The organism is Streptomyces sp. NPDC031064 (assembly GCF_055570965.1).
In genome coordinates, this window is record NZ_JBVIGF010000001.1 from 1,372,486 (window position 1) to 1,394,172 (window position 21,687).

The following is a 21,687-nucleotide window of genomic DNA, read 5'->3' on the forward strand; positions in this document are numbered from 1 at the left end:
GAGCCGGAGCCAGGCCCTGCGGCTTCATTGCGATCAAGGACGGCACCACCGCCTGCGAACCCCGGCCGCTCTACAGCAGAAAGCCGCCCTCCAACCGAGATGTCGCACCGGTCAGGGGGCGGCTTTCTGTTTACTGATAGCGCGTCAGCTCATGCGTCGGAGTCAGGACGGGTCGCCGTACTGGAGGCCGCGTCCGTTGGTGCCGACGTACACGCGGCCGAAGGTGTCGGGGGCGCCGGTGATGACGCCGACGCCACCGATGCTGCCCCACTGGTGGGCGTCATCGTTGACGCGGAGCCAGGTGGCGCCCTTGTCCGTCGAGCGGAACACTCCGGTGACGTCCTTGACGGTGCCGATCAGGTACAGGGCCTGATAGGAGGCGCCGGGTGCGGCCTTGCCGAAGCCGAGGGCGGAGGCGGACTGCACCGTGGTGAGCGTGGTGAAGGTGCGGCCGCCGTCGGTGGAGTGCAGCAACCCCTTGGCGCTGCCGGCGATCCACAGGTCTCCGGCGACGCCGGGGACGGCCGTGAGCCGGCCGGTGGGCAGGTTGGTGGCGCGGGCGGTGAAGGTGGCGCCGCCGTCGGTGCTGGCGTGGAGCGTGCCGCCGGCCAGTGAGTAGAAGGTCTTGGCCGAGGAGCGGTCGGCAACGACCACGGCGTCGGTGCCCAGGCCGCTGACCTTCGACCAGCTCGCCCCCTTGTCGGTCGAGCGGTACGGGGCCTGACCGGCCTGGGTCCAGACGATCGTGGAGCCGTCCGCCGCGAGCGCGACACGGCCGTCCTGGGCGCCGGACACCGGCTCCGCCTTGAAGCCGTTCCAGTTGCTGCCACCGTCGGTGGAGTAGGCGCCGTCCTGCGCGCCGCCACGGCCGACACGGACCATCATCGAGGGGTTGGCCTGAGCGAAGTCGATGTCGGTGCTGTTGGTCATCATCGGGTTGTTCAGCCGTCCGGCGGGCACCTTGGTCAGGTCGTCGTGGCGGAAGCCGCCTTGGTCGCCCATGGCCGTGATGACGGTGGCACCGCCGGGCGGGGTGATCGCGTCCATCAGCGCGGTCTCCTCAAGGCCCCGCGCTCCGACGGTCCAGTGGCTGGTGCCGCCGCTGTCGGTGGCGTCGGCGTCCTTGCTGCGCCAGATGCCGTTGCCGGTGCCGTACAGCACGTGCCCGGAGTCGAAGGGGTCGATGGCCAGGGCGGTCATCCAGTGCCCGGTGTGGGTGCCGATGTACGGAGCGGCCGAGGCGTTCCGCACCGATTTCCCGGCCAGCGCCTTCCATGTCGTGCCGCCGTCGGTGCTGCGGTAGATCTCGTCCTCGGGCCACCAGCGGCCGAGAGTGGTGACCATGACCGTGGAGGGCTTGCGCGGGTCGACGGCCAGACCGGAGAACCCATAGCCGCCCCGGGACGGGGAGACGTCGCGCCACTTCCCGCCGGCCGGTGTGTACTTCCACACCGAGCCCGCCGTCACGCCGTTGGGTCCGAGGTTGTCGGTGTACGTCAGGTACAGCGAGCCGTCACCGGAGAGCACGCCGTGCTGCGGCATCTGGCCGGTGGGCTGCCCGGAGACGGTCTGCCAGGTCTCGCCACCGTCGGTGGAGCGGTACAGGGAGGCGGACCTGTCGGCGACGCCGACGTAGATCGTCTTGCTGCCGGCCGGGCCGTACGTCACGAAGGAGATGCCCGCGCCGCTGCTCGCCCCGTCCCTGACGGGGAACGAGGAGACCTGCCTCCATGTCGCGCCGTGGTCGGTGCTGCGCCACAGGCCGTTCTTGCGGGTACCCAGGAGCAAGGTGCCGTGGTCCGCGGGGTTGATCGCCAGCCGTTCGCCCGCCCCGCGGCCGTCCTCGTTGCCACCCAGCTTGAACGGCAGATCGGTGCGCTGGAAGGTGCGGCCCCGGTCGGTGGAGCGCAGCAGCGCGCCGTTGCCGGCCCACTCGTTGGTATAGGTACCCGTGGCGAGGTAGAGCCGGTTGGGGTCGACCGGGTCGGTGGCCAGCGCATCGATGCCCAGCAGGTTCCAGTCCTTCTCACCGAGCCAGTCGGTCAGCGGGATCCACTGCTCGGCCGCGGTGTCCCAGCGGTAGGCGCCGCCCATGTCGGTACGCGCGTACAGCAGACCCCTCTCCCGAGGGTTGAACACCAGCCCGGTGACGTAACCGCCGCCGACCACCTGGGCGTTCCGCCACGTGTACGGGCCGGCGGCAGCCGTCTGGGCGTCGGTCACCTTCACCAGCTTCCACTGCTGGTTGGTACTGCCCCTGCCGGGATACTGGATGATCGCCGCGCCCTGGGCTGTGGAGGCGCCGGAGACGTCCAGGACCTGGCCGCTCCTGCGGGAGGTGAAGGTGACGGCGTCGGAACCGCTCACGGCGTCGATCCGCCACTCCTGGGAGGCGGAGGAGCTGTCGGTCTGCTGCTCGGCGGCGGCCGACCGGGCCGTCGAGCCGCCCGCTATGCCCAGCACTTTGCCGCTGTTGCGGTTCACCAGCTCGTAGTAGCCGTTTCCGGTGGGCCTCAGCCTCCACTGCTGGTTGGCGGTGTTCTGGTCGGTCCACTGCTGGATGCGGGTGCCGTCGGCGGTGGAGAAGGCGTTGACGTCCAGCACCTTGCCGCTGCGTACGGAAACCAGCCGGTAGTAGGCACTGCCGTCGATCGTCGCGGCCTGGGAGTCCTCCTGGGTGAACAGGAGGTACGGCACAACGGCGGCGGGCACACCGAGCAGCAGGGCGGTGGCGCTCCAGCGACGGCGGTGACGTCCGCGGCGCCCGCCGTTCGTGGGGTTCTTCATAGGGGGGTGTTCTCCTTGCATATCACCGTGGATCGGGCAGCTCAGCGCTGCAGGGTGAGGACGCCCGGCCGGTACGGGAGTTGGTCGTAGGGGCCGCCCGTGCGAGGGGACTTGCCCTGGTAGAGGAACTGCAGGTTGCAGGGGTCGATGGTCATGGTCTGGTCAGGGTTGGTGCGGACCAGGTCGCCGTGGCTGATGTCGTCGGTCCAGGTGGCACCGCTGTTGGCCTTGCCCGCGAAGGGGTTGCTCTCAGTGGCGGCCTGCGGGGTCCACGCGCCGCTCAGGCTGGAGGCCGTGAACGAGCGGAAGTAGCGCCGCTCGTTCGCACCCCGAGCCTCGACGATCATGAGGTACTGGTTCTGGCCCTGGACCTTGTAGACCTGCGGCGCCTCGAAGAGGTTCTTCGCCGTGTCGCTCATGACGGTCGTGTACGCCGAGCCGAAGTTGCCCGGGAAGTTCCCGATCGGCATGCTCGCCCGGTAGATCTTGCCGTTGTCACCGGCGAAGAACAGGTACATGTTCTTCTTGTCGGCGATCAGGGTCTGGTCGATCGGGCCGGTGGGGGAGTCGGTGCGGGGGATGCTGCCGGTGAACAGCGGCTGCGGCGCGGACCAGCCGTTGGGGTTGGTGGGGTCGCTCGACGTGCGGTAGCTGAAGGGCGATGCCCCCCACTGGTACGCCAGCACCCAGATCTTCTTGGGCGCGAAGTAGAACAGCGTGGGCGCCACCGCGTTCTGGTTCATCCTGGTCTGGCCGGCCGACGCCATGTCCGACCAGTTCGTGAAGGGGCTGAACGCCATCGATCCGTACGAGGTTCCCGACGCGCTCGACGCGTAGACCAGGTGCTTGCCGCCCAGCACCACGTTGGTGAAGTCCTTCACCGCGGCCCACCCGTGCGAAGGCTGTGCGAGGGCACCCGTCGAACTCCACTTGTACGTCGACGGAAGAGCACACGTGCCGCCGCCCGTCCCGGACGAGGTGGTCCACTTCTGGTTGTTGACGGACGCGCAGGCGTGCAACTGGATCTTGGTGCCGTTCGCGGTGGCCGCGCCGACGGCGTCGAGGCACAGCCCGGACTGGACGCCGGTGATCGTGCCGTTGGTGTTGATGTTCCACTGCTGGTTGGCGCCGCCGTTGCAGTCCCAGATGACCACCGCGGTGCCGTTGGTGGTTCCCTTGCTCTTGGCGTCCAGGCACTTGTTGTCGTAGACCTTCAGTTGCTTGGCGGCGGTGTAGGTCCAGCGCTGGTTGGCCTGTCCGTTGCAGTCCCACAGTTGCGCCTGGGTGCCGTTGGCGGTGGTGGAGGCGGGGATGTCGATACAGCGGCCGGAGGCCACGCCCTTGATCTCCCCGGTACCGTCGGTCGGCTTGACCGGGGTGGTACCCGAGCCGGAATTGAGAGCGTTCATGACGGCGGTGTACGCGGGTTTGGGCTTGCCGTTGTTGTCGAACAGCAGGGGGCTTTCGCGGCTGCGCCAGGAGTCGCTGTCACGGACGCCCCACACCGTGATGCCGGTGCACCGAGCCACGGACAGGCAGGTCCTGACCGTGTTCGCGTAGTGGGTGGGTGATGCCTGGGCGATGTCCAGCTCGGTGATCTGGACATCGACGCCGAGGGCGGCGAAGGCGGCCAAGGTGGTCCTGAAGCTCGCCGGGGGGCCGCCCGCCCCGAAGTGGCTCTGGAACCCGACGCAATCGATGGGCACGCCGCGGGACCTGAAGTCCTTGACCATGCGGTAGACGCCCTGGGTCTTGGCGTCCGACCAGTTCTCGATGTTGTAGTCGTTGTAGCAGAGCTTGGCGGAGGAGTCGGCCGCACGGGCGGTGCGGAACGCTTCCTCGATGAAGCCGTTGCCGAGCACCTTCTGGAAGACCGAGTCGCGGAGCCGGCCGCTGCCGCCGTCGGCGAACGCCTCGTTGACGACGTCCCAGGCGTAGATCTTGCCTCTGTAGTGGGTCATCTGGGTGGTGATGTGGTGGTTCATCACACTGCGCAGTGTTTTCGCGTCGCGGATCGAGCTGACCCAGGAGGGGAGCTGCGAGTGCCAGACCGTGGTGTGGCCGCGCAGGCGCTGGCCGCGTGCCAGGGCACGGTCGACGATCCGGTCCGCGGGGCCGAAGTTGAAGTTGCCGCGGGACGGTTCGATGGCGTCCCACTTCATCTCGTTCTCCGGGGTGATCATGTTGAATTCCCGGTCCGCGATCGCGGTGTACGTCGGGTCGCCGAGCCTGCCGGCGGCTACAGCCGTGCCGAAGTACCTGCCCGAGGGGGCGGCCTGGGTACCCAGGCCGGCAGCACCGGCGGAGCTGGGCAGGAGCGTCACGACACCGGCCACCAGCGCCGTGGCCGACAGTCCTATCGTCAGTGTCCGGCGACGCCGGCGGAGTCGGTGCAGGCCTTTCATGATTCTCCTCGGGGGTCGCGGGTCATCCCATGTGCCGTGTTCGAGAGCGCATCGGCCGCCCCGGGCTCGTTGGTGTGTCGTCTCATGTGCGGCCTTTCTTCAGGGGACAGGTCAACGGGAGACGTCGGGAAACCCGTCGCGCCGGCACGTCGTGGCGAGCGGCAGGAAGGACACCCCCTGAAGGGGAGGCTTTCGAACTCGCAGTCCCGTAACGGAAAAGTCGCGCCGCCCGGACGATCGCTCGGTGATGCATCTCGCAGGCAGAAAGGGTTATGCCAAGCCCCGTGGTCCGGTCGTGGCCTTGAAAAGGGGCACGCGGCACCGATCGACGGAATCAGGAGTGGTGCTGGCGCGGCTGCGGTGAACCGCCTGCAGACCGGTCACGGCGAGGCAGCCGTCGATGCGTGCGGTTCGAAGCCGGATTCGGCGCAGCACTCGACTCACTGGCGGGCTGAGGAAGGTGTGGCGCAGGATCGTGGTGCGGGATCACCAGCCATTACTGCACGACTCGGTCCACAACGCTCAAGGAGCGGTTCTCAAGACCGGGCCTTGCGCACGATGAAGGAAGCCTGGCCGGCGAACGCCCGGGTGCCGTCGGAGCCGTCGAGCCAGATGCCACCGTCGCGGTGGCGGAGGACCGATCCGGGATAGTTGTGCGCGTGCAGGGTCACCGACCCGGCGACCGCCCCGGGGCGCGGACAGAAGGTGGCGTCTTCCCGGAAGAGTTGGCTGCCGTCGTTGGTGCTCAGCCGTAGCCGCAGGTAATGGTGGCGAAGATACCGGCCGTCCGCGGCGCGGAAGGTGACGCACCGTGTGTCGGCCAGCCCCCCGATCACCGTGAAGGTGACCCGTTGCCGTGTCTGCGCGCTGCTGGAAGCGGAGACTCGGCCGAGCGTCGCGAAGTCACCGGCATACGTGACGAACAGGCCGGGTTGGTTCACGGACTCCAGCGACTGTGCGCCCAGCGGAACAGCGCCGGTGACGGCGGACGGACTCACCGGGGACGGTTGGGCCGACGTGAGGGTGGGCGACGGGGTCGGCGTGGGGGTGCGCGACAGGGTCGGCGTGGGGGTGCCGGCCGTGGGAGCGGCGATGACGCCGGGCACCCGAGGCGCCGGTTCGGGCCAGGTGGCGTAGGTGGCGGTCCCGGCAATGAGCACCGCCCCGGTGGCGAGGCTCACCATCGGATGAGCTGTCACCGCGTGGAGTTTGCCGATCAGCGCGCTGTGCAGACTGCCTCCCCCCGTCGCCGTGCCGACGGCGACAGGTGCCGCGGCCAGCCCGGCGGCGCTCGCGGCCGCACCCGACAGCAGGCCCTTGGCGGCCAGCGCGGCGATGAGTGTGGCCGGAACGGCCAGTGGCGCGAGGTTGAGGAGCAGCAGTTCGGCCGGAACCCGTTCCGTCGTCGTCGCCGTGCAGTTTGTGCAGTCCCGGGTGTGCCGCGCGATCCGCTTGCGCCACACAGAGGTTTTGTCACCGTCCCAGCCGGCGACGGCGTCGCTCAGCTGCTGACAGCGCGGGTCCGCCTCCAGCGCGGCGACGATCGTCCGGCTCACTTCCAGTTGCTCGCGCATGCGTTGGACGCGTACTCCGACGTGGGCGACGCTGAGCCCCATCGCGTCGGCGATGTCGTGACGGTTCAGCCGGCCGGCGCATTCCTGCCACCACAGCGACAGCAGCACCCGATGGTCCGGGTCGAGCCAGCGGCCGGCTTCGACCGCCTGACGGCGCTCGTCCGACATGTGCAGACGCAGGATCGTCACGTCCTCGAGCGCGGCGCCGACGTCCGGTATCCGGAGTGCCTCGTCAATGACCGTGGTCCGGTCGGCGAGAGTGCGTTGCCGGTGCCAGTGGGTGTTGATCTGACGGAGCGTGATCGACACCAGCCAGGACCGGAAGCTTTCCGGGGCACGCAGGGCGGGCAGGTCTCGCACCACGCGCAGCAGGGTTTCCTGGACGACGTCGTCGACGTCGGCACGTCCGTTCAGCGCTCGCCCGACGATGTTGTAGAGCAACGGCAGGTACGCGGCGATCAGCTCCTCGCGAGCCCGATCGTCACCGGCCTGCGCCGCGACAACCAACTGCGCGTGGTCCGCGTCCATGAGCCCCATTCCCACCTTCTTCACGGGAGCGATCCGCCGAATACGGCGGCATACCTTGGCGTCGGCAAAGATATGCGGCCAAACACCGCGCCCTGGGGGCGGGCCGACCCATGCCGACTCCAAGGGCCCCGTACCGCAGGTGCGTTCGGGCGGCAGGCGGGTCAACTCGCGGACAGCCCGTGCAAGTTTAGACCCCACCCACTGAGCACCTGCTACGCCGGACGTCCGGCCCACCGAAGTACGTCGGCAGGGCGCGTGTCGCCGCAGTCAAGCGGCACCGGAACCCGGCCGAATTACCGTACACGGAAAACCGCAGGTCAGGAGCCCTTTGTGGCCGGCTCCAGAATCGCCACGCACTCCACACGGTGCGTCATCGGAAAAATGTGAGGGCAAGCCAGCACGACAGAACGTGCAGGTGAAAGGCACTTTTCCTGAGTGGATGGGGTGCGGTTGCGGGCGAGGAGCATCAAACGAGCGTCAGCAGCGTCCTCGCCGGCAACCACTGCGGCTCAGCCCACGTAGCTGCGCATGATGCCGGCGAAGTCGTCCTTGTCGTACATGGCATCGGCCATGGCGACAGGGAGCGGTTGACCGTTCACCAGGATGGTGGGTGTGGCAGGGGATCCCGCCCTGGTGTGAGCCTCGTCGGCACCGGTGACGAAGTCGTTGTCGCTCGCGTTTCTGACGGCCTGGTCGAAGGCGGCGCTGCGCAGCCCGGGAACCTTGCTCGCGATGCTCAGCAGCTTCTCGTCGGTGAACCCGTCCACGGCCTCCGACGGGGGCTGATTCGTGTACAGCAGTCCGTGGAGTTCGGTGAACTTCCCCGCATCCAGCGCCGCCCCAAGTGCGGCCACCGCCTTCTTGGAGCCCGTGCCACCCTGCTTGTCGTCGATGAAGGTCGCGAACCTGTACTCAATGGTGATCTTGCGTTGCTGCGCGAGCTCCACCAGATGAGCGCCGCTGCCCGAGGTCTCGAACTCGCGCGACATGGCGCAGCGCGGATCCTCGAACACCGTGACCGTCGTACGCGCGGACGGGTCGCCGACGACGACGGCCATCGTCTGCTTGTCCAGCCGTTCGGGCAGTTCCCCCATGAGTGGCTTCGGCTCGTCCTTCCACCACGGGCCGTACACCCCGATCCCCACCGCCACGGCGGCACAGGCCACGACGGCACACCCCAGATTACGCATCTCACCCATAAGGCTCCCTCCCCAGCCCTGCCAGACGCGACAGGATCGGGGAGCAGGGTACGCCCAGGCCCAACGGCCATTGCGAGAGGGCTAGGCATGGGCTCATTCCGGCCTTCCCGAATACGCGACATCGCCCTGGCCACCTACGATTCTGTGGGCAGGGCGACGTGATCACGCTCGCGTAAGGCTCGCTCTACATCTGCACGCTAGTTGTAGGGCTTGAAGAGCCGAGTCCATTCGTATTTCCATTGGTCCGATGTGTAAATCCAAGCACTCGGCTTTGCGCCGTTGAACTTGCCGTCCGGCTTCGCGGCCCATGTCCACATTTTCACCGCACCATCCGGCTGGTGGTACATGGTTCCGATGTCGTCGTACCCGTCGCTGTTGTAGTCGCCGATCACCATCTGACTCTTGTCTACTTGCCAGCTGGGATCAGCGACGAGCGAGACGTAGGCAGAGCCGAACTTGTTGTCCTCTTGGGACTCGGCGATGATCGTCGATACGTTGTCACTGGTGGCGGCTCTATCGTCCCAAAGGATGGCGTCATCGCGGCCATCACGGTTGAAGTCGCCGGCGTGGGGAATGACGAGGTCCCAGTCCAGGTAACTGCTGTACCACCATGAGGTGGGCTTGGCGAACCCTCCCGCTTCCGTGGCGAGGAAGGTGTGGTTGCGCACGGTGTCGTCTCCTTGACCGTAGAAGACGCCAAGGTCGTCGCGCCCGTCTCCGTTGAAGTCACCGGTGACAAACTTGCAACGTTCCCTGAGCCAGGTGCCCTCAGGTGCGGTCCAGGATTCGAAGGGCTTGTTGAATCCTCCCTTGATGCCGGCCGTGTAGGTGATCAACTTGCTGGTTCCATCAGGATATGCGTACCAGACGGCGATGTCGTCACGTCCATCTCCGTTGAAATCGCCAGCTTGCGGTGTCATGTAGCTGCCGTGCATGAAACCAGGCGGCACGCTCCACGACGAGAAGGGAGCGGCGAAGCCTCCATCCGCCTTTCCGAGCGACGTCCACAATTTCAGACTGGTGTCGCTGGACGGCTGAAGGGCTGCCATGTCGCCACGTCCGTCGCCGTTGAAGTCTCCGGTGACGAACTTCATGTACTTCGCTTCCCAGACACCCGCTGCGGCTGCGTATGACTTCGTCGGCAGATCGAAGGTGCCATCTGTTTTGGCCAGCAGCGTATACGTGGCATCCGTACCCGCATCGAAGTCGTACCAGAGCCCGATGTCGCTACGCGCGTCGCCGTTGTGGTCGTGGCGGGGACCGGCGCCATTAGTCCAGAGCGTTTGCCCCTTGGCGTTGTAGGAAACCAGGTTTCCGCGGTCCTGGAGAACGGCATAGCCTGCGCCCGGATTGGTCACGTCGGCAGTCCATAGCTTGGTGCTGCCATCACTACTGTAGACGGCCAGGTTCCCGTTCGCCTCCACTCGAGCGGTGGCACCCTTGTGGCCTCGAGTGTCCGTGGACCAGAGGACTTGAGACGGAGCCGTATTAGAGGTGACTACCAGGTCGCCCCCCGGATCCTGTTCGTTCACATAAGCGCGCATAGTGAGCGTGACCTTCTTACCGACCACTGACTGGCCTGACTTGAGCTCCGTTCCCCCTGCTATGAGAGCACCGCCAGTGGGACCGTCGATGGTGAAGTAGGCACCGATGCCGGTGTACTCACTTCCGGTCTTTCGGCCGGGCCAGCCCAGGAGTGTGTTGTCACTCTTTCGTGCCCACAAGTCGGGAATGCCATCGCCGTCGGAAACCCCGTCACCATTGCCGTCACCGTCCAGGTCTCCGGTTACGCCGAGGGCAGGGAAGAGGCTCTTGGGGTGTGTGCCACTCGTAAGTTTGACGCGGTTGGACGGGGTGCCCCACGTGGCCAGGTTCAGTGTGCCATCGACGTCAGGTTTGCCATAGGAGCGGTAGAGGTCTCCAGAGGCGTCCTCGCGAAGAAGCAGGTCAGGAAGCTTGTCGCCGTTGAGGTCACCCGCGACGATCACGGTGAACCGGTCCCAGTCGGTTGCGCCGACGAGGATGGCGTGCGGGCGCGTCACGTCAAGTCTGGCGTTGCGGCTGCCGTAGTAGGCCCACAGGTGCTTGCCCTGCTTCACCAGGAGATCAGCCATGCCGTCGGCGTTGATATCACCGCCTGTCGTGATCTGCTCGGCGTTGTACCAGTGGTCGTCTCCGTTCCAGGTTTCGGTTGCCATGCAGCGACCGGAGGGCCTGGCTACCGGGCAGCTGACCTTCAGCTCCAGCCTGCTGTCCGGGTTGATGTTTCCGTCGCCGTTGTTGCTGTAGAGAACGAGGTCCTTCTTCAGGTCGTTCTGGTTGTATTCGAGGGCGATGAGGTCGTTACGACCATCCTGGTGCCAGTCACCGCTGTACGTAACCTGCTGGTCGGGGAAGCTCGCGCCCGCATTGGTCGCGGAGGAGAAGTCCCGATTCCCTTGCCCCACGTAGGTCAGCAGAGTCCCGTTGGTGTCGGGGCTCCAGATGTCCATGAATCCGTCACCGGTGAGGTCGCCCGGCTTGTCCCGCGCCTGGGCCCGATTGGCGTAATACAGGTAGGTGGCTTGGTCGGATCGGTTGCCGGCCTTGTCGACGCTGTACGCGTGCACCAGGTGCGGACCGTAGGAGGGAGGTGTGACAAGAGCGGAGGCGACGCCCGCGGGGGTCATCTGCACTTCGGGGTTCGTGTCGGTCCACCAGTGGTAGGCGACGACGTCCTTGACTCCGTTGTTGGCGAAGAGGAACTTGCCCTCGCTCCGAGCCATGCCGGTCTGCGCAGGCCAGCCGTTTTCCCCGTTGGGGAATTTGCCGCCCTCGGATGTGATGAGCGGCGGCTGGCTGGGGCGAGTGCGGTCGAGGCTGAACTTGCACGTGGTGCTCCACGCGGACAGCGCACCGTCAGGGTCCTTTGCGCGCGCCTTCCACGTGTAGTCGCCGGAAGGGGTCTTGTCCGCGGGCAGGACCAGGGTGGTGACGCGTCCCTTCAGGGCCGGCAGGCTGGTGTCGACAACGGGGACAGTCGGGGTCGATGAGCCGGTCCTGAACAGCTGGAACTGTGCTGTGAGGTTGCCGCCGTCCGGGTCGTCGATCTTCGCGTACAGGCTGACCGCGTTGTTGCCGATGACTCCACCGGCCGTGCAACTGGTGCGCGGGTTCGTGCCCAGACCCGTGGGCGTCTTGGGCGGGTGGTTGTACTTGATTTCGAGGGTGGCGGTCTTCGGGTCGAACTTCTTCCAGCCGAAGGTGTCAGCCTCGTTGCTGGCGTACAGGCCGAGGGTGACGCTGGCGTCCTTGTTGGCGGCCGCCTTGCGCACGACAGGCGTGGCGTTGAACTCGAGGTTGCCTGCGGCGCAGTCCTTGCTCCAGCCCTTCGCATCGTCCACGGTCGAAAGAACCTCACCGACCTTGCCTGGCTGGTTCGCCCAGGTTGTCTTGCGGGAGATGTCGCCCGTCTCCCACAGCTCGATCGGCCGAGGTTGACAGGACCAGGACCAAGTGTTACGGATTCGGAAGGTAGCTTCCTTGACCTGAGCTCCCGCGACGTCGCTGGTGTCCAGCTGGAAGAACGAGCGCGAAACGCGGTCGCTGCCGCCGGTCTCGGCTTCGTATCCGACGCGTACGACTTCCTTGACGTCGTAGAAGGACGTATTGGGGTACGCCTTGTAGACACGGGCCCAGTGCTGCCACTCACCCCAGGCCCAGCTCGGGTCGATGTAGACGGGGTAGGTGGTCTCGGCTCCGGTCAGCAACTCCTGGTCCGGCGTGATGGTCAGCGAGTCACCGGTGACGGTGGTTCCCATCTGAGCTTCTTCAGCGCCGGCGCCGGGCTCGAAGGCATCCGCGGGCGCTTCGGCGGCCAAGGTCCGCATCGCAGGGCTCGTCGGCTGGCTGGAGTCCCACATCAGAGGCGTTGGGCTCGTGAACACCGTTTGCCCAGCCGGGTCCTGGGCTTCAAGGGCGCCCGTGTCCGCGTCCTTCGAGACCGTCAGACCCACGGTGCTCATCGGGAACTGAAGCTTGGCCAGTTCAGGGTTCTTGGCGGCTTCGGCAGTCTTGACGACGAGCAGTTGGGAGAAGCCCTCGGTCTCCGCCTTTAGCTGCAGGTCCACCCCGGCCAGCACCTCTGGGTACGTGGCCACGTTGCCGCTCAGTGTCGGCTTGGGCAGCGGCTTGGGCCAGGTCAGCGACAGGGAACGCCCGTCCTTGACTCCGGTCAGCATGGGCCCGCTGCCGCCACCGGAGAACCGCACCGAGACCGAGGACGCTCTGGGCGCGACGGAACCATCAGCCGTGAAGACGAGCGACGGATCTGCGGGAACCCAGGCGCCGTTGCGCCAGACGCGTACCGCTGTCCCGTGACGTTTGACCGAGAAAGAACCATCTGGTTGTGCCCAGGTGTCACTCGCCTCCGTCCGCGCGGACACCAACTCCACGGGTTTTCCGGAGGCTGCAGCGTCCTGCAGCGCCTTGCCCTCCTCGCTGAGCGAGCCAGCAGCCACCGGATCGTCGGCCGTCTGCGCCGGCGTCTGATCCGGCGGACTGGCGTAGGCCGCTTCGGACGACACCCCCGGAGCGAGCAGACTGCCTGCCAGCGCGAACGCCAGCAGGCCGGCCTGCCGCCTCCGGAAGCCCCCTCCCTTGTTGCGTATGGACACGCAGGTCTCCCCTTTTTCGTTGTGTCCGGATTTCGCGCCGAACTATATCTGCCCCCCTTGAAAAACATCCGGATTGAGCGATCCAGAGAAGAACACCACTCGTGATGAAACCGTGCACATCTGGTAAAGCTGGACAGTGTTGATATGGCCAAGTCCATCTTGACTCTGCTGGCTGAACCCACAGTTCGGCACTTCACCGAACCCTCACAAGAGGGGAGGATGAGGCCGGAATCAGACATCATTAAGAAACGTCCCTTTGCCCGCTCACTGGCCACAGCACCTATTTGCAGATGACCTCTGCGCTGTTATGGTCGGCTCAATTTTGTCAGTGTGCATGAGGGGTGGGGGCGTGAGCCGTTTCGGCGCGCGTAAATGGGTTGGGGTCCTCGCGGCCGCCGTCGTCGCGAGCTTGCTGCCTGCGCAGGCAACAGCGGTTGCCGCAGCAGCCGGGAGGGGTCCGGACCTTCCACAACTGAGACAGCCGCCCACGGTGCCGGTCACGAAGGTGTCCTTTGGAGGCACCAAGGCCCGAGGCACCAAAGCCGCCAAGTGGACCTCGCCCAAGGTTGTCTGGCCGACCGCCGGCTCCGAGACGGTTCTCCTGCAGGCGGTCACCGGGGCGGGGCGCACCCCGCGGCGGGCCGGCAACCTGCCTGTCTTCCTTGGCGCCGCTCAATCGAAGGCTCGTATCGGCGCTCAGGCCGTCGGCATGGTGAAGGTCACCGTCGCCTCGCAGGCCGCAGCGCGCAAGGCCGGCGTTGAAGGATTGGTGCTGTCGCTCGCCCGCGCGGACGCCACCACCGCGAGCAAGGTCGACGTCCGTGTTGACTATGCCTCCTTCAAGGGAGCCTACGGTGGCGACTGGGCAGCTCGCCTGCGCCTGGTCCAGCTTCCCGCCTGCGCGCTGACTACTCCGAACAAGCCGGCATGCCGTACGGGCAAACCTCTCCCGACTGCAAACGACACGAAGTCGAGCACGCTGTACGCGACCGCGCCGCTTCCTGGCACCGCCGCGCCGGGAGCGAGAGCCGCATCAGCGGGATCGGGGATGACGGTCCTCGCAGCCACGGCGGGTCCGTCCGGTCCCACCGGTGACTACAAGGCGACCTCCCTCACGGGCTCGGGCTCGTGGACCGCCGATGACGCCACGGGCGGCTTCAACTGGTCCTACCCGGTTGGCGTTCCCTCCGTGCCTGGTGGTCTTCAGCCCTCCATTTCTCTCAACTACAGCTCACAGTCCATTGACGGTCGTACGGCGGTCACCAACAACCAGGCAGACTGGATCGGCGACGGCTGGGGATGGCAGCCGGGCTACATCGAGCGCCGATACAAGGCGTGCAACGACGACAAGACCGGTGGTACGAACACCACCAGGGTCGGTGACCTGTGCTGGTACAACGACAACGCCACCCTCTCCCTGGGCGGCAAGAGCACCGAGCTCGTCTATGACAGTGTTAAGGGCTGGCACCCGGCATCGGACTCGGGTGAGAAGGTCGAGAAGCTGACCGGCGCCTCCAACCCGGACAAGGGCACGGCTGGTGTCGATGGCGCTGGAGAGCACTGGAAGGTCACTACGACCGACGGCACCCAGTACTTCTTCGGACTGAACAAGCTGCCCGGTTGGCGCGACAACGGCACGGCCGCTGACGACCCGGTGACCAACTCCACTTGGACTGCGCCTGTATTCGGCAACCAGTCCGGGGAGCCGTGCTACAACGCCTCCTTCGCCGCAGCGTGGTGCCAGCAAGCCTGGCGGTGGCAGCTCGACTACGTGGTCGATCCGCGCGGCAACGCGATGGCGTACTACTGGAAGACAGAGGCCAACAACTACGGCCGCAATGTCTCGGAGACCACCGGTGCCGCCACCGTCACCCCCTACATTCGCGGTGGCTGGCTCGACCACATCGACTATGGGCTGCGCTCCAACGCCGTGTACACCGGCAAGCCCATGGGCAAGGTGCTCTTCGGCGTCAGCGAGCGCTGCCTGGCCTCCTGTACGACCTTCGACGAGACCAACGCGAAGAACTGGCCTGACGTCCCCTTTGATCTCTACTGCAAGGACGGGTCGACGGAGTGCAAGGACAAGTACTCCCCCAGCTTCTGGTCCCGTAAGCGACTCACCTCCATCACCACCCAGGTGCTCACCGGCGGCGCCTACAAGGACGTCGACTTCTGGGCCCTGAAGCAGAACTTCCCGCCCTCCGGTGACGGCATCTCCACTCCCATGTGGCTGGAGTCCATCACCCGCACCGGCAGGGCGGGCGGCACTGCCGCGCTGCCTGCGGTGACCTTCACCGGCGTGCAGAAGCCGAACCGCGTGGACAAACTCGGTGATGGCCTTGCACCGTTCATCCGCTTGCGGATGGCTCAGATCACCACCGAGTCGGGCGGCACCATTGGCGTCGACTACCACGACCCGGATTGCACGGCTGCATCCCTGCCACCGACCGACGCCACGAACACCACCCGCTGCTATCCGGTCAAGTGGGCCTACGAGGGCGAGACGGCCAAGCAGGACTGGTTCAACTCCTACGCTGTCCAGCGGGTCACCGAAGGGGACAACCTCGTCGAATCCCCGGACGTCGTCACCGAGTACACGTACACCGGTGGTGCCGAGTGGGCCAAGAGCACCGACGAGTTCACCAAGCCCGTGGACCGGACATACTCCGTCGCCCGCGGCTACCACACCGTCCAAACACGCAAGGGTGCCGGTCTCGACCGCAAGACACTGACCGAGACACGCTACTTCCGCGGCATGGACGGCGCCGCGGTGAAGGATTCCGCCGGAGTGTCGGTCACGGACCGCGAGCAGTTCGCCGGCATGGTCAGGGAGAAGGCCACCTACGACGGTGACGGCGGTGCTCTTGTCTCCGCCACCTCCTACACTCCCTGGCGTTCCGCTGTGACCGCCACCAGGTCCCGCACCGCAGCCGATCTGCCCGCTCTCGAGGCCTACCAGACAGGCACGGAAGCGGAAGAGGCCCGCACCACCATCACCGGCGGCACCCGTACTACCAAGACCATCCGCACATTCGACGCCTACGGCATGGTCGCCACCCAGTCAGACCTCGGCGACATCGCCAAGTCGGGCGACGAGCAGTGCATCACCACCAGCTACGCCCGCAGCACCACGAGCCCGATACTCAACGCCGTGTCCCGTACCGACACCGTGGCTGCCGCGTGCGGGGCCACGGTGAGCCGGCCGGCAGACGTCATCGACGACGTACGGAACTACTACGACGACAGCGCCTTCGGGACCGCCCCCACCAAGGGCCTGGTGACCAAGACCGACCGTATAAACGGCGCGGGCACCGGATACGACGTCACCACCTCCACTCCCACCACTTGTGGAGCTGCCAAGGACCAGCTCTGCTTCGACCAGTACGGGCGGGCGCTGGCGACCACTGATGTGTATGGCAAGACGACGACCACTGCCTACACACCGGCGGCCGGGGAAGTACCGACGTCCACCGTGGTCACCAATCCGCTTGGCCACACGGTCACCACAGTGCTGGACCCGTTCCGCGGGCAGCCCACCAAGGTCACCGACCCCAACGGCAAGGTGACCTCGACCGCGTACGACTCCCTCGGGCGTGTCTCCAAGGTGTGGATCCCGACGCGACCTCAGGCCACGTACCCCAACGCGCCGAACCATACGTTCGACTACTTCGTACGCAATGACGGACCAGTCGTCGTCACCAGCAAGTCGCTCGACCACAACAGCCAGTACCAGACCAGCTACGCCTTCTTCGACGGGCTCCTGCGCGCCCGCCAGATTCAGGAGACCTCACCCGACCGTGCAGGTCGCCTGATAACCGAGTCGTTCTACAACACCCGTGGGGAAGCCTGGCTGTCGTCGGGGACCTACTTCGCCACGGGAGCCGCCGAGCCGGTACTCGTGACGGGCCAGGAGACCAACTACCCCTCCTCCACCGAAACCGTCTTCGACGGCTCCGGACGCCCGACCGCGGTCATTGCCAAGCGGTTCGGTGACGAGACCAAGCGCACTACCACCAGCTACACCGGAGACACCTCGACGGTCGTCCCGCCCAAGGGCGGCACGGCCACAACCACGGTCGTTGACGCCCTCGGCCGGACCGTCGAACTCAAGCAGTACACGAACGCCGACCGCACCGCGTCGCAGTCCACCCTCTACGTCTACAACAAGCATGGCCGTCTCGAACAGGTCACCGACGCCTCCGGTGCGAAGTGGACCTACGGTTACGACACTCGAGGCCGCCAGACCACGGTCAGCGACCCCGACAAGGGCGCCACGACCACCTTCTACGACAAGGGTGACCGCGTCACCGACGTCACCGACGCCCGCAGCATCACCCTGCACACCGATTACGACGTCCTCGGCCGCCGCACCGCGCTGAAGAAGGGCACCACCACCCTCGCTTCCTGGACGTACGACACCCTCGCCAAGGGCCAGCCCACTGCCGCCACCCGCTACAGCGCCGGCAACGCCTACGTCAGCGAAGTCACCGAGTACAACGACCTGTACCAGCCCGTCGGCACCAAGGTCACCATCCCTGCGGCAGAAGGCCAGCTGGCCGGTACGTACGAGTGGTTCAACTTCTACAACGACAACACTGGCCATCTTGAGGAGACCGAGCACCCGGGCACTGGTGGCCTGCCCGCCGAATCCGTCGTCACGAACTACAACACCGGTGGCTTGCTGGTCTCCGCCTACGCCGGCCAAGACCCTCTCATCTCCGACGCGAGCTATGACCACTACGGTCGGCCGCAGCGCCTGGAGTACGGCGAGTTCGGCCGCCATCTGTGGACCACCAACGAGTACGACGACCACACTGGTGCGCTGACCCGCTCCTACGCGGACCGCGAGGTGGCACCCCAGCGCATCGAGGACTCCCGCTACTCGTACGACCCGGCCGGGAATATCACCTCGATAGCCACCGCCTACGGTCAGGACACCACTCGCACCACCGACACCCAGTGCTTCGCCATGGACGCCCTGCGCCGGATCACCGAAGCCTGGACCAGCACCGGGGAACAGTGCGCCACCGCCCCTTCCGCCACCGCGGTGGGAGGACCCGATGCCTACTGGACCAGCTACACCTACGACGCCGTCGGCAACCGCAAGACCGAAACCCAGCACAAGACCCCAAGCGGCCCCGCCACCGACACCGTCCGCACCTACGCCGCCCCGGCCGCCGGCAACCACCGGCTACCTTCGGTGACCCAGACCGGCACCAACCCCCACAACACCACCTACACCTACGACGCGAGCGGCAACACCGAGACCCGCAAGTCCACCAACCCCGGTGCCCCTCTCGACCAGACCCTGGCCTGGGACGACGAAGGCCACCTGGCCAAGGTCACCGACGCCACCAAGACGTCCACGTACCTGTACGACACGGACGGCCAGCGCCTCATCGGCCGCGACTCGGCCGGCACCACCACGCTCTACCTGCCCAACGGCAACGAGCTGGAAATGGACAAGGTCGGCCTGGTCACCGGCACCCGCTACTACAGCGCCGGCGGCAAGACCGTCGCCATGCGCACCAACAACAAGCTCACCTACATCCTCACCGACCACCAGAACACCAGCACCACCCAGGTCACAAACGACGCAAGCCAAGCTGTAACTCGCCGCAAGTCCACCATCTTCGGCGCCCCCCGAGGCACCCAGCCGGCCAATTGGACCGGTAAGAAGGGCTTCGTCGGCGGCACCAACGACACCGACACCAGCCTCACCCACCTCGGAGCCCGCGAATACGACCCCACGATCGGCCGCTTCATCAGCGTCGACCCGATCATGGACCTGACCGACTCGCAGCAACTCCACGGCTACACCTACGCCAACAACAACCCGGTCACGTACTCCGACCCGACCGGGTTGATGCCGGACCACGGTGGTGGAACGAGTTCGTGCACGTACCCGTGCAAGTCCGAGGCCGCTGCTGCCGTGGCGGCCGGTCCGACGAGCCCGCCCAATCAGCCGAATCAGGGAGGCGGTAAGTCACACGACAACGGCAAGAAAGGCGTAATGAGCCAAGCCGACTCCGCATTCACGGATGCGGGCGGCAACACATGGACCTTCGCTGACAACAATCCCAAACTCCGCCGCGCTTACCTCGACCGTTACGAGTACAAGCTCAAGACCCTTGACTACCGGGACGCACAGCAGCGTGAAATGGCGCAACTCAGCGCTGCGCTCTCTGCCTGCCAGAGCGTCTACGGCGACGAACGATGCTGGTCCTACCTTGAGGCTTATCACGCCCCGATGCACGCGAGGGGCGAGCTCCTTGGATGGGACGCCCGCATCGGCGCACTACCAGCAGGGGCACGCTACGCCAAGGCCGTCAAGGGCAACCCGTGCACCAAGTGCTTTCTAGCCGGCACCGACGTCCTCCTAGCCGACGGCAGCACAAAGGATATTGAGGACATCAAAGCCGGGGACGCCGTTCTCGCCACCAATCCTCTAACCGGAGAAACAGAAGCACGTAAGGTCACCAAGCTGATCGTCACCGACGACGACAAGCGCTTCAACACACTCACGCTCCAAACCGGCACGGGCACTGAAAAGCTCACCGCAACGTATGAGCACCCCTTCTGGTCCCCATCCGAACGACGCTGGATCGAGGCCCAGCACCTCACCGCCGGCACGACCCTCCTCACGGACACCGGCGCCACCGTCACCGTGGAGGCGAACCACCTCTTCACCAGGAATGCCCGCACGTACAACCTCACGGTCGATGACCTACACACGTACTATGTGCTGGCGGGCGATACTCCGGTACTCGTTCACAACAGCAACTGCCCGACAACCCCGGTTGGCGGGAGGGGTACGAACTTCCGCAATCTTTCGCCAAATGAGCCGGCAACAATCGCAGGTCGCGATTACACCGGACATGCGATTGACCGGATGCAGGAGCGCGGCCTCATGCCGTCTGTGGTGGAAAACACGATTCGTGTCGGCGAAAAGATGCGAGGTAAGCAGGCCGGGACGACGGCGTACTATGAAGCGGAGAATAATGTGACGGTGATTACGGATGCCGCAACAGGGCGGGTTGTCACCGTTAGTTCCGGAAGGATCAAGCAGTGAGTGAGGGTTCTGATGCGCAGCAGTGGTTGCGCGAAGGCGCACGTCAGTCGATCCGGAAGTACCGCTCCGGAGATATCTCGCTCCGGAGTCTGATCGACGATCTCGACTCGGTTTCGTCAAATCTCGCGGCATCTCCATTGAGCGAGGAAATTCGCTCACAATGGTGGGTTCTTGAGGAGATCTATGCTGTTGCTCTTGATCGGGGTGATCTGCATGAATTGCCTCGCGAGGACGCGCTGGCTATCCAGGAAGCCCTCGATGTGTTGGAGCGACTGTTCGGGTAGACGTGCGGCCGCGATTGGAGGTATCACGACCGGCGCCTTCTCATGAGCCGGTCACACCTTCTGACTGCGACCCCTCTGATTCGCTTGAGCGAATCAGAGGGGTCGCCGGCTGTCCGGAATCTGGCATTACGCCTCCACCTGACGGCAGTAGTTGACGGCAACGGCGGCGAACACCACGGGTGTTCGCCGCCGTTGCCGCGTGGATGTCAGGGACGGTCGAGAGCGTTGCCGAGTGCGGTCATGGCTTCGCGTTGGAGGCGGAGGCGTACGTGGGCGTAGACGGTGACGATGACGCCGATGTGGGCGTGGCCGAGGAGTTCCTTGATCACGACGAGTTCGCCGCCCTGTTCCAGGAGCAGGGTCGCAGTCGAGTGCCTGAGGTCGTGGGGGAGGATGCGGCGGAGGCCGGCCTTGCCGAGGAGCGTGGTGAAGGCGCGGGTGAGGTTGGTCGGGTCGATCGATCCGCCTTGCGCAGTGGTGAAGACGTGCCCCTTGGGCTGCCACGGTGCCTGCTGCCTCGCGCTCACGCTGCTGCTGTTCGTGGTGGCGCTTCAACTACTGGATGCAGCGGGCGGGGAGAGCGATGCGGCGTTCGGAGGCCCGGGTCTTGGTGGGCAGCGTGGTGAGCCCGCCTCCGCTGGTGCGCTGGAGGGTGCGGCGGATGGAGGCGGTGCCCGAGCCGAGGTCGAGGTCTTCCCAGCGCAGGCCGAGGAGTTCGCCCTTGCGGAGTCCGGTGTGGAGAGCGAGTTCGAACAGCGCGTGCAGCCGATGCCCCTGGGCCGTGGTGAGGAGTCGGCGGGCTACGGGTGCAGAGGGCGGGTCGTCAGGGTCGACCGGCCTTGATTACGCAGATCGGCGGCCAGGGACCAGAACCGCGGATGTGTCCCCGTCGAAGACCTTGCGGATCGCGCATGAGAGCGATCAAGGGGTTCATCTGTCGTGGTGGCCACGAGTGGATGGCGTCGCGCCTACGGCCACACAGTTCCCGGCCGCCGGCCAAGACTGCCGACCTTCTCCCCGTCAGATGAATGGCGACGGGCCGCCGCCGTAGGGGCGGCCGGTGGATCGCGCCCCTGCACTGCAACGGGGAAGCTGGCCGGACGAGGGAGAAAGCTGGCTGACCGCGGGACAGAGGACGGATGCTCCTCGGTGACGTAGGTGGCGGTCTCACCGTGGCATCGGC

Annotated in this window: 7 protein-coding genes and 1 pseudogene; 2 read left to right on the forward strand and 6 right to left on the reverse strand. The window is 66.0% G+C overall.

Translation table 11 applies throughout. The annotated features are described in order from the left end of the window. Positions 1 to 162: 162 nt before the first annotated feature. The 5 genes from ACZ46W_RS05840 to ACZ46W_RS05860 all read right to left on the reverse strand — a co-directional run bounded on the left by ACZ46W_RS05840 (position 163) and on the right by ACZ46W_RS05860 (position 13,148). Positions 163 to 2,787: an RICIN domain-containing protein gene (locus tag ACZ46W_RS05840; protein WP_468331863.1), complete on the reverse strand. Its 2,625-nt coding sequence runs from the start codon at positions 2,785 to 2,787 to the stop codon at positions 163 to 165. Between the two features lie 41 nt (positions 2,788 to 2,828). Then, positions 2,829 to 5,192 (reverse strand): non-reducing end alpha-L-arabinofuranosidase family hydrolase, encoded by a 2,364-nt coding sequence (locus ACZ46W_RS05845; RefSeq protein WP_468331866.1) that lies wholly within the window; start codon positions 5,190 to 5,192, stop codon positions 2,829 to 2,831. A gap of 536 nt (positions 5,193 to 5,728) precedes the next feature. Further along, on the reverse strand, positions 5,729 to 7,294 hold the full coding sequence (locus ACZ46W_RS05850) for a sigma-70 family RNA polymerase sigma factor (protein WP_468331869.1): 1,566 nt from the start codon (positions 7,292 to 7,294) through the stop codon (positions 5,729 to 5,731). A 509-nt stretch (positions 7,295 to 7,803) separates the two neighbouring features. After that, positions 7,804 to 8,493: a DsbA family protein gene (locus ACZ46W_RS05855; RefSeq protein ID WP_468331872.1), complete on the reverse strand. Its 690-nt coding sequence runs from the start codon at positions 8,491 to 8,493 to the stop codon at positions 7,804 to 7,806. 197 nt (positions 8,494 to 8,690) lie between these two features. Beyond that, on the reverse strand, positions 8,691 to 13,148 hold the full coding sequence (locus ACZ46W_RS05860; protein WP_468331875.1) for an FG-GAP-like repeat-containing protein: 4,458 nt from the start codon (positions 13,146 to 13,148) through the stop codon (positions 8,691 to 8,693). 349 nt (positions 13,149 to 13,497) lie between these two features. On the opposite strand from ACZ46W_RS05860, the gene ACZ46W_RS05865 reads away from it, so the two are divergent. Then, positions 13,498 to 20,220: a polymorphic toxin-type HINT domain-containing protein gene (locus ACZ46W_RS05865; protein ID WP_468331878.1), complete on the forward strand. Its 6,723-nt coding sequence runs from the start codon at positions 13,498 to 13,500 to the stop codon at positions 20,218 to 20,220. Beyond that, positions 20,217 to 20,504: a hypothetical protein gene (locus tag ACZ46W_RS05870; protein ID WP_468331881.1), complete on the forward strand. Its 288-nt coding sequence runs from the start codon at positions 20,217 to 20,219 to the stop codon at positions 20,502 to 20,504. Before ACZ46W_RS05865 ends, ACZ46W_RS05870 begins: the two co-directional genes overlap by 4 nt. A 206-nt stretch (positions 20,505 to 20,710) precedes the next feature. Here ACZ46W_RS05870 and ACZ46W_RS05875 read toward each other — a convergent pair. Beyond that, a pseudogene (locus tag ACZ46W_RS05875) lies at positions 20,711 to 21,314 on the reverse strand (site-specific integrase); the annotation flags it as partial. Positions 21,315 to 21,687 lie beyond the last annotated feature (373 nt).

Coding starts and splice junctions, on each gene's coding strand:
- ACZ46W_RS05840 (WP_468331863.1), bottom strand. CDS start 2,787: ATGAAGAACCCCACGAACGGCGGGCGCCGCGGACGTCACCGCCGTCGC.
- ACZ46W_RS05845 (WP_468331866.1), bottom strand. CDS start 5,192: ATGAAAGGCCTGCACCGACTCCGCCGGCGTCGCCGGACACTGACGATA.
- ACZ46W_RS05850 (WP_468331869.1), bottom strand. CDS start 7,294: ATGGACGCGGACCACGCGCAGTTGGTTGTCGCGGCGCAGGCCGGTGAC.
- ACZ46W_RS05855 (WP_468331872.1), bottom strand. CDS start 8,493: ATGGGTGAGATGCGTAATCTGGGGTGTGCCGTCGTGGCCTGTGCCGCC.